7 protein-coding genes are annotated in these 18046 nt (G+C 69.1%); all 7 read right to left on the bottom strand.

The annotated features are described in order from the left end of the window. Positions 1–1289: AHH domain-containing protein (locus VF794_RS14045; protein ID WP_331110598.1), on the bottom strand; the 1289-nt coding region annotated here is incomplete at its 3' end. A gap of 37 nt (positions 1290–1326) precedes the next feature. Further along, positions 1327–1986: a response regulator transcription factor gene (locus tag VF794_RS14040; protein WP_331110596.1), complete on the bottom strand. Its 660-nt coding sequence runs from the start codon at positions 1984–1986 to the stop codon at positions 1327–1329. 4 nt (positions 1987–1990) lie between these two features. Beyond that, the gene (locus VF794_RS14035) at positions 1991–4060 is read right to left on the bottom strand and encodes a serine/threonine-protein kinase (protein WP_331110594.1); all 2070 of its coding nucleotides are present in this window, start codon (positions 4058–4060) and stop codon (positions 1991–1993) included. A 404-nt stretch (positions 4061–4464) separates the two neighbouring features. Further along, a complete protein-coding gene (locus tag VF794_RS14030; protein ID WP_331110593.1) occupies positions 4465–5445 on the bottom strand; it encodes a peptidylprolyl isomerase in 981 nt (326 codons plus the stop codon). A 69-nt stretch (positions 5446–5514) separates the two neighbouring features. Further along, positions 5515–6957 (bottom strand): InlB B-repeat-containing protein, encoded by a 1443-nt coding sequence (locus VF794_RS14025; RefSeq protein WP_331110591.1) that lies wholly within the window; start codon positions 6955–6957, stop codon positions 5515–5517. A 264-nt stretch (positions 6958–7221) separates the two neighbouring features. Continuing rightward, positions 7222–7728, bottom strand: coding sequence for a hypothetical protein (locus VF794_RS14020; RefSeq protein WP_331110588.1), 507 nt, complete (start codon positions 7726–7728; stop codon positions 7222–7224). Further along, complete coding sequence (locus tag VF794_RS14015) at positions 7725–17978, bottom strand: SpvB/TcaC N-terminal domain-containing protein (RefSeq protein WP_331110586.1); 10254 nt, start codon at positions 17976–17978, stop codon at positions 7725–7727. The genes VF794_RS14020 and VF794_RS14015 overlap by 4 nt, the downstream gene beginning before the upstream one ends. Between the last annotated feature and the right edge of the window lie 68 nt (positions 17979–18046).

Raw genomic sequence — 18046 nt, 5'->3', positions numbered from 1 at the left:
TCCTGGAACTTCGTCGCCAACCGGTAGAGTCGTGACCCGGGGGTGCAGATCTCGTCTGCGAGATCCTTGAGTTCCTTCACCAAGCGCCCCTTGCATTGAGCGATGGTAGGGCACCCTTCCATCGCCGCATCGAGCGCCTTGAAGATCGCTTCATGATACGCCTCGGAGTGCGGACCCTGGTGGCCAGCGAGGTAGACGAGGTTCTCCGCTGCATCCAGCTCCATGCCCGCCTTCGCGAAGAGCTTCCTGAACAAGGGAGTCCAGGGTCCTCCCGACGCCGTGGAGGTTTCATTCTTGTTCGTGGCGAGGTGATGCCACTGGTGACCGTCCTTCTTCTCGGAGCCATCGGCGCAGGCGCTGCCTACCGCGGAAGCAGCCGTACCCGCAGCCACCCCCGTCATGAGGACGGTGCCATCTGCCACCATCCGCACTGTCGTCGCGCCCTCCAGCGACAGCCCCTCGGCCATCGCATAGCGGGGAGCGTTGAGCAGCGCCCTCATCCCTCCCTCGGACACCTGGGGCAAGGCCTTGGACGTCCCCATGCTTGCCACCAGCATCAGCACTCGCAGCGCCGTGCCTCCCATCGCCCTGCCGAAGTGCTCCGCGGCTGCCTCCAACTCCTCCACCGTCCTCGCGGCCTCGGCCTCCTGGTACAGCCGCAGGCATGCCCGCGCGAAGTGGTTGAGTTCCAGGGCTCCCACCAGCAGGGACAGCCTCACCGTCAGGGCCACCACGAAAGCCTTGGTGAAGAGAGGCTCGGGCGCCAGCCATGCCGCGAAGTACACCAACACCGAGAGCGCCACGCTGGAGAGGAAGACGGGTGAGGAGAAGAGCTCCCGGGCCGCTTCGCGCACGCCCTCGCCCATGTGGCGCGGCGAGAGCTTCAGGGCCAGGTAGAGGCGGCTCGTCTCCAGCGACCGGGGCAGGGGCAGCGGGGATTCGCCGAAGCGTGACAGGTACTCCTGCCTCAGGCGCAGCTCCCACTCCGCCGGCATTTCCGCTCCCGTGCCCGTCGAGGCCAGGATGAGTCGCAGCCGGGACTGCTCCTGCGGTAGCAAGGACGCGTACAGGCTCGCCAGCATCGCCCGGGCCTCTTCGACTCGCAGCACCTCCAAGGCCGGGTTGGGCCCCACTGGTTCGAAGTACAGCTTCAGTCCTCCCGCGGGCAGGTGGCGCGTCCTCACCACCCGAGGCTCCACCTGATGGCGCACACCATCAGGGGCACCTGCCTCGCGAGTGGTGCACGAGGCAATCAGGATGAAACCCAGGGCAATCGTTATGCGAAGCATGGCCAGCCCCTGACGGGAGCGCGTGAGCGCCAACTCCTCACAAGTCCACGATGCCCGCGCGCAGGGCCATCACCACCGCCTCCACGTGCGAGTTGACGCCCATCTTCCGGTAGATGTGTGACAGGTGGGTGCGCACCGTGCGCCGCTCCAGCGTCATCACCCGCCCCACCTCCGCGTTCGACAGGCCCTTGGCCACGTAGCGCAGCACGTCGAACTCGGCCGGCGTCAGGTCCCACGGGTTCTGCTTGTCCGGCTCGGCCGGCTTCGCCTGGATGGATTGGAAGTAGTTCCAGAAACGTCTCGCGATGATGGGCTCCAGCACCGTGCCGCCCTCCATCACCTCGCGGATGCCCGAGCGGATCTTCTCCGGCCCTACCCTCTTCACCAGGTACCCCGAGGCCCCCGCTTGAATCGCCTCGTACACCTTCTGCTCGTCCTCGAAGGACGTGAGGATGAGCACCTCCACCTCCGGCGCCCGGCGCTTCACCCGCCGCGTCACCTCGATGCCGTTGATCCCCGGCAGCTCCAGGTCCAGCAGCACCAGCTGCGGGCGCACCCGCACCAACTCCTCCACGGCCTCCTCGCCGTCCTGCGCACTGCCCACCACCTCCAGCTCGGGAAACGTCCCGAGCACCTTCAAGAGGTTGCGCAGCAGGGTCGGCTGATCCTCGACGACGAAGATGCGGGTCCGGTCCATGGCGTCAGCGGCTCGCGGTGGGGAAGAGCTGCTCCAGCTTCTTGTGCTCACCGCGCTCGAGGCGCACCTCGAACAGCTCACGCTGCCTCGGCAATCCGAGCGTCTCCACGATGATCTCCCGCGTCCCCGGCCTCACCGGGTAGCGCACCAGCGGCAGGTTGCGCTTCACCCGCACGCCGTCGATATAGGCGCGCGCCGGGCGGTTGGCGCTGATCGACACATACCCGAGGCCGGGCTTGCGCGACTCCTCGGCCGCGTTGGGGGTGGAGGCCCCCTCCGACTCCTGAGACGGGGCCGGCCGGGGCTTGGAAGGCACGGGCGCGGGAGGCGGCTGGACGGGCTGCTGGAGGTACTGCTCCACGGCGCCGCTGACCGCGGACACCTTGGGGTCCGGCTCGGACTCGGGCCGCTGCGAGAACTTCCACACCCCGAGCGCGAAGAACACCACCCCCACCAGCGCGGTCACCCCCACCAGGACCAGCATCCGGCGCCGACGCCGCGCATCCGCCAGGAGGTTGCGCTCCTCGGTGAACAGGCGCTTGCCCCCCACCGCCGGCATGTCCGGGGCCGTGGGCGGGGGCATGGGGATGTAGGAGGAGCGATCCGGCGGGGGGCGCGACCGGGACACCGTCCCCTCGGACACGCGGGAGCGGACCAGCGTCGGCTCGAGCTTCGGCTCGGGCTCCAGCTTCGCGGTATCGATCCGATCCTCCTCATCGCCCTCCGGCACCGCCGAGGGCTCGGGGCGGGAGAAGTCCTCCACCATGCGCAGGCGGGGGTTCTTGCCGACACGCGTCCCCTCCTTCGCGGCGGCTCCACCCATCACCACGGCCGCCCGGCGCGCCTTGGGCGCGGCCCCCGGAGGCGCCACCCAGGTCTGCTCGTCCTCTCCGGGCACCTCCCGTGGCAGCACCGTGCCCTGCGTGAGGATGTGGGTGGAATCCAGGATGCGGCGATCCAACACGGGAACGGGCGCGGGCACGGGCGCGGGCGTGGCCGCGGGAAACACCGTGGGCTCGGGCCGGTACTCCTCGAAGGCGGGCGGGGCCTCCATGGTGTCCGCCTCGCTGAGGGCCGGACTGAAGGAGGGCCGCACCACCACGGACTTGTCCAGCGCATCCGCGCTCACCTGCGCCAGCGACACCCCGGAGACGGGCGTCAGGCCGAAGCGCTCGGAGAATGGCACCGGGCCGAGCGCCCCCAGGGACACCTCGTTGGGGAAGAGCTCGGCCACGAAGCGGCGCGACTCCTCGCCGCCGGGCAGGCCCCCATTGGTGGAGAGGCAGTTGCGCAGCGCGCTGGCGAACTCGCCGCAGGAGCGGAAGCGCCGCGAGGGAATGGGCTCCAGCGCGCGCAGGATGATCGGATCCAACCGCGCGTGGATGCGGCGATCCAACCGGCTGGGCGGAGGCAGGCCGGCGCGGCGGGTGCTGACCCCGCCCTCGGGGATGACGGCCTCGCGCAGGGTGAGCAGTTCGTAGGCGATGGCGCCGATGGAGTAGATGTCCGAGAGCACGTCCGGCATGTCGCCGCGGCCCACCTCGGGGGCACGGTAGGCGCTGCGGCCCCGGCCGACGAAGGCGCGCTTGAGCTCGGGCACGGCCATGAGCGCCTGGAGCGCGCCAAAGTCGCACACGGCGGGCTGGCCGGCGCGAGACAGCAGCACGTTGCCCGGGGTGATGGCGCCGTGCACCACCCCCACCGCGTGGGCGCGCTCCACGGCCTCGAGCAGTTGGATGACGATCGACAGCGCGATGGACGGAGGAAGGATGACCTCCTTGGTGTTGAGCCGCTGAAGCGCGGTGCCCAGGCTGTGACCATCCACGGACTCGCGTACCACGGCGAGCCGGTCCTTCACGAAGCCCATGTCGACGACATGGACGATGCCGTCGGAGTGCAGCGGGTTGAGCACGCCATACGTCCCGGCCATCACACCGGCGTAGCGCGGATCCGACGTCTTCGGGGTGAAGAGCTTGATGACGACCCGGATGCCCTCGGGCTCCTGGACGGCCTCGTACAGCTCGGCGAGCTCTCCGGCCTCGACGCGGCCGGTCAACCGGTAGGTGCTGCTCATCCCTTCCTCTTCCGGGGCCGGACGGCTTCGAACTGGAACCCGCACCAGACACACTCCTCGCCCCGACGGCCCGGGGGAAGCTCCAGCGTACACCCGGGGCAACGGGGGCGTGGCCGGCTGCTCACCCGGGGTGCGAGTGCCTTGCGACGCACCTGGCCCGAGGCGCGCGTCCGCCCGGCCGACACGGCGGCGCCACGCACCAGGAACTCGAGCCGGCGGACACGGTCCTCCAGGGCTTCGATTCGGTCGGACAACCGCGCGTGCAGCTCGGCGTCGGACGAGGGGCGTCTGGCGGGCGATCGCATGCGGACCCGCGAGCGTGCCACGTTGGCTCGGGGGCCCGCAAGGCGGACAGCCCGTGTGGGGTCGACTGGGGAACCGGGGCAGGCCTCCCCTTTCGCGATTCACTTCCCAGCGGATGCACCCGGACTCGCGAGGAGCGAGTCGAGCGAGGCCTCGTCGATGCGCACCTGCGCTTGTCGCTCCAGCGCCGAGAGGAAGGCCGCGTGATTCGTGTCGCGCCGCTCCCGGGCCAGCCTTGGCTGGAGCAGCTCGCGCACTTGCTCGAACGAGGGGTTTGTCGCCTCCGCGCGCTCCAGCACGGCCACGAGGTGGAAGCCCTCGGGAGTCTCGATGAGTCCCTCGAGCAGCCCACGCGGCTTCGACTCCCCGAAGACCGCGCCGGCCACCTGAACGCCCAGCACCTGCTGCACCTGCGGCTCCGCCATCAACGGCAGCTCGCCCCCAAGGGCGCGGGTACGGGTGTCCTCGGAGCGCCGCCGCGCGATGGACGTGAAGGCCTCCGGCTCACGCGCCATGGCCGCCTTCACCTCGGAAAGCAGCGAGGACGCCGCCCGCCGCTGGCGCTCGCGCAGGGACACATCCGCGCTCGGGGCCGCCAGGAAGATGTGCGCCAGCCGGACCTGGGCGGGTCGCGAGAGCGTCTGCTGCTGCGCGGCGAAGTAGGTCTTCAGCTCCGCCTCGGAGATGGGGCGCTGGCGCTCCGGCTCCTCGAACTCCGCTTCCAGGAAGGACTCGAGCAGGGCGGCGTCACACTGCCGCACCACGGCGGGGCGGAGGTGGTGCTTCTTCCCACGAGCCTCGGCGAGGAGGATGCGCTCGCGCACCATGCCCTGCACGAGCTCCCGGAGCCCCTCCTTCGTCGCGTACCTGTCGGCCAGCAGAGGCCCCTCGTCATGGATGCGGGCACGGACGGTCTCCGCGGACAATTCCCCGCCCGCGAACGCCGCCACGACGGGGCCAGCAGCCTCGGCCGCGCCCTCGCTCCCGGCGGAAGCACCCGCGTGCAGGCCCACGGCATAACCCGCGCCTCCTCCCAGGATGAGCAGCCCCAGGCCAGCACCCCACAGCAACCCACGCTTCATCGCTCCATCCTCGCATCCAGGCACACCGCTTCACCAGTGGGCCCGCTTGCCTCCCAGGTGGCTCTCCGCTCAAGGCAGCGAGAGCAGGAAGACGTCCTGTGCCCCGAGGCTCGTGCGCTCGGCGTCACCGAAGTGGGTGGCCGCCTCGAAGAGGCCCACGACCGACACGCCCTGTGAACCCCCGGAGAGGGCCACCGCCAGGTCCTGGCCCGTCCCTCCAAAGGCCGAGGTGGCCAGGTGCGTCCCGTCCGGTTTGAGGCGAGCGAGAAACGCCTGCTGCCCCCGGTCATTGCGCAGCACCAGCTCCCCGCCGCCGAGGTCGAGCGAAGTGGCCCGGGTGTACCCGGAGAGGAGCACGTTGCCATCACGGTCCACGGCCATGCCGGCCACACTGTCCCAGCCCGGGCCGCCGAGCAGCTTCTTGCCGATCAGCGAGCCCGCCGAGGAGAAGCGCAGGAGGAACATGTCGTTGCCCGCGCTGGGGCCCTCCTTCACGTCGGCGAGGTAGCCGCTGAAGTGGCCGGCGACGAGCAGCGAGCCATCCGCGAGCACGCTCAAGGCCATGCCCTCGGCGAGGCCGGCACTGGGGGACTTGGAGGCATGGGACCAGAGGAGCGAGCCCGCCGTGTCGAAACAGTCGACGATGAGGGTGTCGGAGGCCTGATCACGCCACCCGGTGACGAACGTGCGGCCCTGGCTGTCGAAGGCGAAGGCGTTGACCCCCTCGAACGTCTGGGCGGCGAGGTAGCCACCACTGGAGGAGAGCTCGGCGATGAACCCCGGCGGGAAGAGAGGAGCCGAGGCGCCCTCGAACTGAAGCCCCTCGGTGTTGCCCGCCAGGTGGATGTGTCCCTCGGGGTCGACCGCGAGCGCGCGCGCCTCGTCCTTGCCGGTGCCACCAAAACGCTTCGCCCAGAGAGGCTGGCCGTTGGAGTCCAGGCGCAGCAGGGCGATGTCCGAGTCGCCGGCACTGGAGAGGCTCTGCCCGCCCACCTGCACGGTGCCCGAGAAGCTGCCCGCCACCAGGAGGCCGCCACTGTCCGTGACGGCGAGCCCCACGCGGGAGGAGCCCGCGAGGGGCAGGGCCCGGGACCAGCGAGGGCTGCCCGTGGAGCCAAACTGGGTGATGAACAGGCCGGGAGCCAGCGCCTGACCTTCGAGACTGGCCTCGGCGCCGAGCACTCCGACCACGGTGGAGTTGCCGGAGGAGTCGCGCACCACGGCCTTGACGGCGTCGGCGCTCGTCGAGCCGATGGCCCGCGACCAGGCGCCGGGGAGGCCGAAGGAGGCACTTACCTTGTGGTTGGAGGAACGGAGATCGATGCGGCAGGTGCCCGTGCCCGAGCAGTCACCGCTCCAGCCGGTGAAGACGGCGCCAGGGGCGGGAACGGCGGTGAGGGTGACGGTCGAGCCGTTCTGGCCCTTGGCGAAGCACAGGCCGGTAGCGCAGGTGAAGTCGCCGGACTCGGTGCGGACCTCTCCCCGCGCGAGCCCATCGACGGAGACCGCCACGCTGCCCTCCCCTCCCGACTGTCCGCCCGGATTTCCACCCGCGCCGGTGGGCTCGGACCCTCCGCAAGCGGCTAGCCACAACCCGAGGCTCCAACTCCCAGCGGCCAGGGCACACTTCATCCATCTCACACTCATGTCATACCTCATCCGGTTGGCGCTCTTGATGAAGCCAGACTCGCGGAGCACCCTGGCCAGAGACTCCTTCACAGGATTGGTTCGAGTTCTCGTACTCACGAGGCAATCTCAGGGTTGCGTCATCTAGAATCAGGTCCCATGCCGTCCTTCTACTCCACGGATGACCGAAGCGATGTACGCAGCCCTGACAGTGCCTTCTAGCTGGCAGCGGGCCTGCAACTCCAACGCCTCTTGGCGGTACCGACCGCCACCCGAGATAGCAAAGAGATGCATGACCGGCACGCCACGGCTTGATGGCTCTCGCAACAGTGCCTCGCACTCTTCTTCCTCCAGCGGATCGCCCAAGTCCGTCCACTGGATGTACTTGTCCCAAAAGGCTACTTCGGCATTCTCAGGAAAGTGAGCCTTGGTCCGCTCGCGGAGTTCGGGCAACAGGTTGGAAGCCTTGTCGTAGATGTGTCGAGGCACTTTCATTGTTGTCCAATAGCCGTAATCTGTGAGTTGCCAGCATAGGACCAGCAAGTTGAGGTGGGCCTCGACGCTTGCACCGGAGTGAACGAGCGATTCCTCATAGAGTTGGATCGCGCTCGCGAAGTCGCGACGCCGGTCCGAAGCCAAGGCTTCCTCAAAACTCATCGTAGAGCTCCAGTGGGATTGATGCCCGCGTTCTGGATGACACCATTCCTTATTGTTACCCAGACCTGTTTTCCATCCTTGAGGGTCTGCGTAAACGCCTCCACTCCTTGCTTGGCGGCATCCTTGGTGATGATGCCCGCTTGGACGGCATCGGTGCGGAGGTTGGCCTTGTTACCCGCGACGTTCTGGAAAAGTTGAATGTATTCCTGCACTTTCTGTGGATCCTTGGGATTCACATGTCCTGGATCATCTCGGAAGATGTGGCCCGATCGCTTTGAATCGAATTGCGGACCATAGCCAGCGTTGTGCACCCAAGCGTTCTGCGTGCCCACGAAGTAGGTGTGGAAGTCCGCGACCTCGAAGTTGTAGACGGTGGTCCGCGACCCCATCTCGGTCACGCTCTCGGTAGTCAGCCACGTATCCCCGGCGTTGAGGATGCGGCTGCCCAAGGTGAGATCCTTCGCCTCCGTCCATCCCTCCCCTTCCACCCAGAACGGGTGCTCCCGAGTGACGCCTAGCGTCTCGCGAGTGCCATCCTCGGCCACGAGTGTCACCTCGAGCACCAAGGCCCCCGGCGTCACGAACGTGCGCACCACGGGCCGCCAATCGAGCTGGCCTGTCGACGGATCCCGTGAGAGCACCTCCTCGCCTTCCCTAACCTCTTCGATCGGTCTGGGTCCGTCCCGTGTCGTCACGAGCGTCCCAGCGATGAAGCAAGACTTGCCGGGAATGCCGCAGTTGGCGCCAGCGCACTCCTTGACGAACTTCTTCTGTCCCTGCTGGGCCACTCCGCCGCGAATTTCCTTCGCCGCGTACTTCTGGACCGCCGTCTCCGCTCCCGCCTTCACCCCCTTGGCGACCCACTTGCCCGCCTTGCCCGCCTCGCCGACCACCGGGATCATCCCCATCGCGGAGATGCCCGCTTCCACATAGCGGCCCTCGGACAGGTAGATGAGCGCGTTGGCGCCGTCGGCGATCTCTCCGATCACCGGCACCATGCCCGCCACGTCCAGCGCGGCGTGCAGCCACTCGGGCACCTTGCCCGTGGGATCACGCCAGCCCAGGGGCGAGTGGTTCCCATAGGCATACAGCGACATCAGGATGGCCGCGGGCTGCTCTCCCCACTCCTCACGGAACGGATCCGCTGACACCCAGCGCGCCCGGCGCGGGTCGTAGTAACGCGCCCCGAAGTAGACGAGCTTCGTCTCCTCGTCGAACTCCTTCGCGGAGAACAGGTACTGCGGCGCGCGCACCGGGGCCCCATCGTCATCGTGCCGCTGGTCGCGCCATACCTCGCCGAACGGGAAGTACTCCACGTGCTCATGCACGCGGCCCGCCTGGTCCGTCACCCAGCTCGTCGAGCCCAGGTGATCCGGGTGGTAGTAGTACGTGGCCGGTCGCACCTCGGGCTCCGAGCCCGTACCCGGCGTCGGATCCGGCACCACCACCGGGCACTTCTGTGGCTGGTAGTTGCTCGGATCGCAGCCGTTGTCGTTGGTCGGGGCCATCGACACGGCACCACTCGTCAGCACGGTGCCGCCGGCCACCTCCATGCCGATGTCGCCGTCCGGCACCGGCAGCAACTTGGACGCCAGGCGCGTGGGGCCCGCGAAGATGTGCTTGGTGCCGTGGCGCTTGCCCTTCATCGAGAAGAACTGCCCCAGGCTGAGGCTCGTCCCCCCGCGCCCCAGCTTCACCACGCGCTCGCCTTCCGCGTCGTAATAGAAGCGCGTGGCGTTGTTGCCGCCCCCGTCCACCACGGCGCGCAGCGTGTTGGACTCCGTCCACACGTAGCGCCGGTGATGGTTGTGCGTCTCCGGTGCGCCGGGAGACCCCTCCCCCGTGCCCGCGCACACCGAGCCATCCACCGTGCGGCACTCGATCAGCGTGTTGCCGTTGGCGTCGTAGGTGAGGAGCGTGTCCCCGATGCGCGTGGCCTGGTGCGGGCCCGTGCCACCGTAGGTGTACACGTCATCGTGGTTGCTGTTCTCCGGACGCGCCGCGTTCGACGCCCCGGAGCGGCTGCTGACCAGCTCGTGCACCTGGGTGTGGCGCATCATGTCGTGGATGTCCGAGTACGCGAAGCTCGACTCGAACCGATCCACGAGCCCCGGACGCGCCAGCGCCACTCCCCGGGCCGAGGTGAGCCGGTAGAGGTCGTCGTACCCGAACTGGTACGACACCGCGCCCGAGCGCCGGCCCACGGGCTGGCCCAGGGCATTCACCATCCCCTTCACGTTGCCGACGCGGTCGTATTGGTAGCTGAGCGCCTGGAGGGTGCGGCCGCGGGGCGTCCGGGTGGAGAGCGTGGACAGGCGGCGCGTCTCGGGCTCGTAGGAGTAGGACGTCTTCACCCCGTTGCCCAACACCATCGAGGTGCGCTGACCGAAGTGGTCGTACTCCAGCGAGCGCAGGTACACCTGGACCTCGGCCGGTGCGTGACGGCTGCCGGGCCGATACCCGGTGGCACCCGCGAGCAGGCCTCCCGCGTCGTACGTGTAGCGGACCTCCTCCGCGTCCGGGTAGCGGACGCGGAGCATCCGCCCGAAGGAGTCGAAGGTGAAGCGCGTCTCGAAGGTGCGCGGCCTATCTCCCGGGCGGAAGGCCCGCACGGTCCGCGTGGTGCGCGTCACCTCACCGAGTCGCCCGTAGCCACGCGTCTCGGTGCCTACCTCGTCCACCACGTGGGTGACGCGGCCGGCCGTGTGCTCCGGCGAGGGCCCCGGCGGCCCATACTCGTAGGTGACGTCGTCCGAGAGCGGGTTGTCCACCCGTACCAGCCGGTGGAAGTCGTGCTCGTACCGGATGGAAAGCCCGGCGGCCCGCAGGTTGGGGTCCACCCGCTCCACCAGGTTGTTCGCGTCGTCGTAGTGCAGCTCGGTGAGGCCCGTGTCGGGGGTGCGCAGCGAGGTGCGCCGGCCGAGCAGGTCATAGGTATAGACGGAAGTGTTGCCCACCGCGTCCACCAGGCGCACGAGCTGGCCCAGGGTGTCCGTCTCGTAGCGGGTGGTGGGCCGGCGGCCCTCGATGCGCTCCTCCACCGCCGTCACCCGGTCCGATACGTCCCGGTACAGCACGCGCACGTTGTTCATCGCATCGGTGACGGTGGCGCGCAGTTGCTTGAGCGGCGAGCCCACGGGGGAGCCGAAGTCGTAGGCCATGGAGGTGAGCGAGCCGTCCGCCCCCACGGTGCGCACCACGCGCCCGAGCAGGTCATGGGTGTCCGTGGTGGGGCGCACCGGGCTGCCACGCACGTAGGCCGTCTTCGACCCCGTGTCGAACGTGGTCTGCCCCTTCTGCTCCACCCGACCCATGGCATCGAACGTCAGGTGGCCGGTGACGCTCATACCGATGGTGCCACCCTCCACCTGGGCGTCCTTCTTCGTCTGGATGATGCGCTTGAGGCCGTCCACGAAGACGACCGTGTCCAGACGCCCGTCACCGCCCTGCTCCTCCAGGAGGTTGCGGGTGAGCGCCCAGGCCGGACGGGCCGCGGTGTCATAGGCCACCTCGAGGGTGGGCACGGAGCCGCCCACCTCGTACGGGCCCCAGACGGACGACAGCCGGCCAAAGTCGTCGAAGGTCCGCTCGGTGACGTTGCCCGCGATGTCCGTGGTGCGGCGGACTTCCTGGAAGCGCAGGTCGTACTCGACGCGCGAGGCATAGCCGAAGGAGTCGGTGATGGTCCGTGCCATGGAGCGGGTCACCGGCTCGTAGACGTACGTCACCTTGTAGCGCTGGCCCCGCGCGTTGGGTGGGCTCGTCATCGACTCGAGCAACCCATCCGCGTTCCAGGTGAGCAGGTGCTCGGCCACGCGCCCCTGCTCGATGTGAGCGAGCTGGCGCCGCAGGTCGCCCCGTTCGTCGTAGAAGCCCTCGCGCAGCCGCAGCAACGCCCCTGGCGCACCGCTCGTCCCAGCGTGGACTTCCAGCTTCTCCACCAGCTTCTGGTGGTGCAGCGAGGTAAGCGCCGGAGCCGCCGCGTAGGTCACGCGCGCGTGCAGATCATCCGTGGGGTCCGCGAGGTCCCCCAGGTCCTCGAAGAGCGTCACGTTGCCGGTGGCCAGGTCGTAGTGCATCGTCTGGGCGGAGGCCATCCGCGGCAGTCCCACCTCCGTCGTCTGTCCCTCGTAGAAGCGGTGCTCCACGCGCCGCATTGGCACGAAGACAGACGCGCAGTAGTCGGCCTGGGACAGGAAGAAGGGCGTGTAGGCCATGCACTCCGTGCGCGGCGGGGAGAGCGGCACCGGTGCGTCGAAGGTGTTCAGCGTGGCGAGGAAGAGCCGGTTCTCCTGGTCGCGCGTCTCCTCGCGCAGCAGCAGCCCCTTGTGGGTGTAGCGGTCGTTGGCGAAGGTCTGGATGACGCGGCTGTCGTCCGGGTTCGTGCGCGTCACCCGGGCGAAGCCGTAGAAGTCGCGCTCGGCGCGGTCGTATTTCCCATCCTCGTACTCATACTTCGTGAGCAGGGTATGGCCCGTCGAGGAGCCACCGAGGCCGTCCTCCTCCCGCACCCCGGTGAGGACGAAGCGGCTCTCCGGCATGTCCACCGTGTTGCCCCGGCGCTCGTAGGTGAGCGTGAAGCTGCCGCCGAGCGGGCGGTGGACCTTCTTGAGCAGGTTGGCGCCCGCGTAGCTGTTGAGCCGCGCATAGAGGGTACCGCGGTTGGGACGGCTGTCATCGGACCCGGAGCCCAGGACGGGGACCTGCTCCTCCGTCTTCAGCACATGGTCGGCGAGCCCGTCGCCGTTGACGTCCATCAGCCCCAGCTCGAAGCCGGAGACGCGCTCCACCGTGAGGTCCGCGCCGCCCGACAGGTGCAGCCAGGGCGTCCCGGGGCCCAGGGGGATGGGGACGGTGACGACGAAGCCCACGCTGGGCGCACGGCTGTGCGAGCCCGAGGCCTCCACCGTGTCGATGCCGTCCTCGAGCCCCAGCAACGGGATGATCGTGCCGTCCAGCAGCGGGTTGACTTTGAAGCGGGGCCGGGTGACCTGGGTGGGCCAATCGGGGACGTACCACTCCTGCTCGCCGGAGAAGCCGTAGCCGAGGTTCACCATCACCCGGAAGGCCTTCTCGCCCGACTCCTTGCGCACGTAGTCCGGCAGCCCGTCACCCGTGATGTCCGAGAGCACCACCTGCGTGCCGTTCAGGCTGGAGGCCCAGTTGGCGGTGACGCCGTAGTCCTCGGCGATCGTCAGGCCCAGGTTGCCATCGAGCGTCACCGCCGTGCCTCGGCGCACCACGTCGGGCTTGCCGAGGGAGCCCAGCACGGACAGGGCATCGCCACGGCCCTTCTGCTCGTCCTCGTCCGCGCCAGGAGGAGACTCGACGCCCAGCTTCGCCACGAGGGGATCGTAGTCGCCATCCACCAGCCAGGAGCTCACTGGGATGTCGTCCTCCTGGGAGGCGAAGCGCGAGCCCAGGTTGAACCGCACCTTGAAGACACCGCCCTCACGGCGCACCTGGTCTGGCAGTCCGTCACCGTTGACGTCCACCAGGTCCAGCTCGGTCGCGGACAGGGTGGCGGCCACGCCCACGCCCACCGAAAAGCCGGAGGGGAACATGCCCTGCATGCTCTTCAACCGGCCCCCGGCGCTGAGCTGAGGCACCGGGGAGGACACGCCCATGCCCAGCGAGGCGGTCAAGTCCGAGCTCTCGCTCAAGTGCGCGCCAGGCGCCTCCACGAGCCGCCGCAGGTTGCGCTGCCGCAGGTGCGTCAGGCGCACGCCATTGCCGCTGGACTGGCCGTTGATGACGATGTCGATGATGCCGTCGCCATTCATGTCCCGCACGTCCGTGCGCTGCGACGTGCGACCCGTGCTGAGGTTGAGCGACGCATTGGCGATGCCCAGCGAGGCCCCGATGCCCGCGGCGAAGCTGGTGGAGGTGCTCGCGCGGGACGTCTTGCCGATGCGGAAGGCGCCATCCACGGTCCGGGCGTGGCCGGGCCCGTTGGCCACCGCGCCCTTGTGCCCGCCGTGCATCGTTCCCTTGCCGATGAAGGCCGACCCCTCCTGGCTGACGTAGGCCGGCTCGGGCTTGAGGCCGGGTACGGACTCGAGCACCTGGGTCCCCCTGCGCCGTGGTACCAGTGGCGCGTAGAGGCGGGAGCGGCGGGCGGTCTCGCTCTCCTCGTCGCGGAGCTGCTTCTTGCCCTCGCGGAACTGGTCGCGATCATCACCCCCACCCAGGTCGAGCCCGGCGTCGGAGTAGAAGAGCGCCGAGTCGAAAGGCTCATCCGGCTGGCCCGCCCGGGCATGCCTTCCCCCCCACAGGCCATAGCGCCAGCCGTGGAAGCCGCCGCCGAAGGGCGACTTCTTCACCTCGCCGAACAAGGGGCGCTCGTAGGTGAAGTGGCGCGGCACGGACATCGGCAGGCGGAGGATGCCGCCATCTTCCCCGGGCACCTCCAGCTCCACGTCGAGGCTCCAGTTCGAGAGGGCCGGCCCCACCTCGGCGTGAACCTGGAAGAGGACCTGCTCGCCCTGGTGGACGCGGAAGGAGGTGGTGCCGCTTTCCCCGGCGCGATGCTTGAGGAGCAGCGCGTCGCGCTTGCGCACGGTGAAGAACGCGTTGGACGCCTCACTGAAGCCGGTGCTGCGCACGTGCAGGGTGCCGTCACGAGGCACGATGAACGGCCGCAGCGGTTGCTCCGTCAGCGACTCGTGCAGCGGCAGGTAGGTGTCGGCCACGAAGCGCAGGCGCTCGCGCTCCTCGGGCTTGGGCGGAGCGCACGTGCCGTTCTGGCCGCACACCTCCGTCAGCTCCCCTTCCATCAGCCAACGCACCGAGTCCGGATCCACCGGCAGATCCGTCTCCATCCGGAAGACGAGCGACTCGCCGCCCGTCACGCCCGCGAGGAAAGAGAAGGTCTCGTTGCCCGCCCCGCCGGGCCAGTTCCGGAAGAGGAGGTCCGTGTCGGAGCACGGGCGCGGCACCACCTTGCCCAGCAGGAAGCGCTGCACGCACAGCCGCACGTCATCCGCGGCACCCGCGCTGGAGTAGCTGCCCGTCAGCCGTAGCGTTCCGGTGTGGGGCACCTGGACGGCCACGATCGGCTCGCCGGCCAGCTTGAAGTCCTTGTCGGCGTCGAAGGTGAAGACGGACGCCCCGGTGGGCTCCTCCAGGAGCTCGTCCCCGGCTCCAATGCCACCGCAGCCGTTGCACGCGGTGTACTTCACCACGGGAGCGAAGCGGACCTCCTCCAGGGGAACCGGCGGCGTCTGCGTGGTCCGCACCGCGAAGTTCCGCAGCGTGCTGAGCACGAAATAGAGGCGCTGGCGCGCCCGCACCGTCACTCCCGTGCGGGAGACGAGGGTGGGCGCGGTCTCGCTCGCCCCCCGGGCATACTCGGCCAGCAGCTCGCTGTCGCGGTAGATGCGCAGCCGCACCCCGTCACCAGACGGCGTGCGCTCGGGCATCCACTGAAGCGGGCCGGAAATGTCCACCGTCCCGGTGAAGGGGGCGGTCCACTCCACCAACGCATCCGTGGGGCTGAAGTCTCGCGCCACCTCCTCCTGGGCCTCGGTGACCGAGGGATCCTGGGAGAAGACGTCCTGCGCACCGGCCAGATTGCCGAAGTCCAGGGTGCCGCTGACGGGCTTGCTCGGCGTGAAGCAGAAGGTGGAGGCCGCACAGGCACTGGTGCCACGCACCTGGTTGAAGAGGATGCCGTTGGGGCCCACGTAGTCCACCAGCCCGTCCCCGTCCGCGTCCTGCATGAACTCGGACGAGGTGCTCCAGCTCCGGGTCAGGCCCACGTTGGCCGAGAAGTTGGCGAAGGTGCCCTGCAGGGCGGCATTGATGGAGTCCCCGGTCTCGCCGCCGAGGGACACGCCTCCCGCCGCGAACGGAGACACCACCTGGCCCAGATGCGGATCACCCCAGGGAGCCTTGGGGCTCATCCGCTGCTCCCGGCCATCGTTGAGCTGGACCCGCAGCCGGCTGCCGCTCTTGCTGAGGCGGTCCACCAGCCCGTCTCCGTTGAGGTCCAGCAGGGAGGCGTGGGTGGTGCTCTCCCGGTGGTTGAAGCCCACGCGCGCGCCCACCGAGCCGTTCTGCTTGTTGAAGGTGAAGCCAATGCCCGCGTAGGCGTGCGCGCCCAGCGCCCACTCCGAGGAGGCGGTCATCGCATCGTCATCCGCCTGCTCGAAGGGCCAGGCCACCACCCGTGGGAAGGCGCTCAACCCGTGGTCATCGACGTTCTGGTACTCCAGCGCGTGCGAGTGGAAGCGCGTCCCGCTCGCCACTCCGCCCACGCCGAACTGCTCCACCCGCTTCAACCGGGACTTGCCGAAGTCTCCCTGCTCGTAGGTGAAGCGGTACTCGCGGATGACGGTGTCCTCTTGCGAGGTGTTGAGTCGCACCTTCACCCCACCCAGCCGGTAGCGGGTGACGGCCTTGAAGCCCATTCGCCCGTTGATCTGGATGTCGGGGCGCTCACGCGGCGCGGCGCCATCCCGCTCCAGCTCGAACTGGACGAGGTAGGGACCCAGCTCGGCGGCACGCAGGAAGGCGTCCGCGTCCAGGACGGCCTCCGCACGGGACACCTTGCCCGAGTAGAGGATTTCCCGTGGGTAGAGCTGCCGGAAGTCCTCGTGGTTGCCCTGATCGAAGCGCGTCCCCGGCTGCTTCCGCTGGTCGGCCGTGTAGCGGTAGAGGGCGAGGTTGCCGTGGGCATCCACCACGCGCTCCAGCATCCATTGCCCGATGTCCTGGTCATCCTCCGGGCTCGCCAGGCGAGCGCCCGACGTGACGCCATAGAGGAGCAGAACGCCATCCTGCTCGGACACCTCGAAGTGGTCCGTCGCCGAGCCCTCGCCGCAGCGGACGATGCGCCGGAACTGCCTCTCCACCCGCGCCGCGAAGCGCTTGCCCGTGCTTCCGCTCACGCACGGTCCCTCCCCCACGGGGACCAGTTGCTCGCCATCGAGCAGGAACCGCTCGGAGCCGTCGTAGAAGGGCGCGCCGTAGCGCGTGTCCACCTGGACGCTGGAGACCGACACATCCCAGCCCACGCCCATCCAGCCGTTGCCCCCGCTCGAGTCATAGGCGAGCTGGAGCGCTGGAGCGTATGCGCCACGGGCTCCCGGCAGATCCAGCGCCAGTCCCACCCGCGCCGTCCCCAGGGAGTTGCCCTCGGGTGGCTCCATCAGATCCATGTTCGCGCTGGGATCGGCGGCCTTGAGATCCTTGATGGAGTTGGGATCGAACGCGACGGGGCCGGGGTGATCCGGCAGGACCAACACCGCGTTGATCATGAAGGTGAAGTGGGTCGTCTCACTGACCACCTGCTGCGAGGAGCGCAGCACCTCCTTGCGCGTCAGCGGCTTCCACTGCCCCTCGCCCCGGTCGTAATAGAAGGTCTGCACCTGCTCGGGAGGCGTGCCCTCCGGCAACAGGGAGGGGTCGTACGGCAGCCGAATCGTGACGGGCTTGTGGAACCGCTGACCCGGCGGAGAGAAGCGGTAGCCCGCGTTCACCGGGGCGGTGACGTTCACCATGCCGGGATCCAACGGAGGCAGGGCCTCGGGCACCTTGCGGGTGATGCCCACCGACAGCGCACCGTCCACGGCCCCCGGAGGCGCCTCGAACGAGACGCGCGAGCCGAGCCCCACCTTCCCACCCTGCTCCTTGTCCACCCTGCCCCAGGCGGTCTGCTCCTCGTCGCCGAAGAGCGCCTGCTCCGAGCCTGGGCCCCCGATGGTGCCGGGAGAATCGGCCGCCAGCTCCTCCAGCCCGTCCCCGTCGAAGGTGATCAGCCGCCGAACCTCACTGCCGTCCGGGAAGCGGGCCTTGACGGTGATGCGCCACTCCCTGGCGCCCTCCGGACGGGACAGCTCCACGCCAAAGGCGCCAGTACCGTCGTCTACCGGAGCGCCCTCCACCTCCACCACGCCGCGACCCGCCGGGGACTCGGCCCAGCCGGACAGGTAGGCCTTGTCCCCGAAGTGCTCGCCGAGCAACTCCTCGCCTCGCGCCCGCAGGAGCGGATAGGTGATGACCAGCCGGGAGGTGCCCACGCGGGAGCCGATGCCACTGCCGGTGACAACCAGCTCGGACACGCTCGCCACCGGCACATCCGGACGCCGTCCCGCCCCGAAGGACAGGCGCACCCCCTGGCCCGTACGCCCCTCCAGGGCCAGCGCGTTACGCCCGGACGGAAGGTTCGTCGCGCCCAGCTCCCGCCACGTCTGACCATCGAAGACGGCCGGAAGCACCTCGGAGGCGGGAACATCCAACTCCAGCACCGCCGAGTCGACCGACGTCGGCCGGGAGAAGGCCAGCTCCAGCGCGTTGGCCGGGAGGCTGGCCGAGG

The organism is Archangium sp. (genome assembly GCF_036389735.1).
Taxonomy (GTDB): domain Bacteria; phylum Myxococcota; class Myxococcia; order Myxococcales; family Myxococcaceae; genus Archangium.
This window is presented reverse-complemented; position numbering and strand designations above follow the sequence as displayed.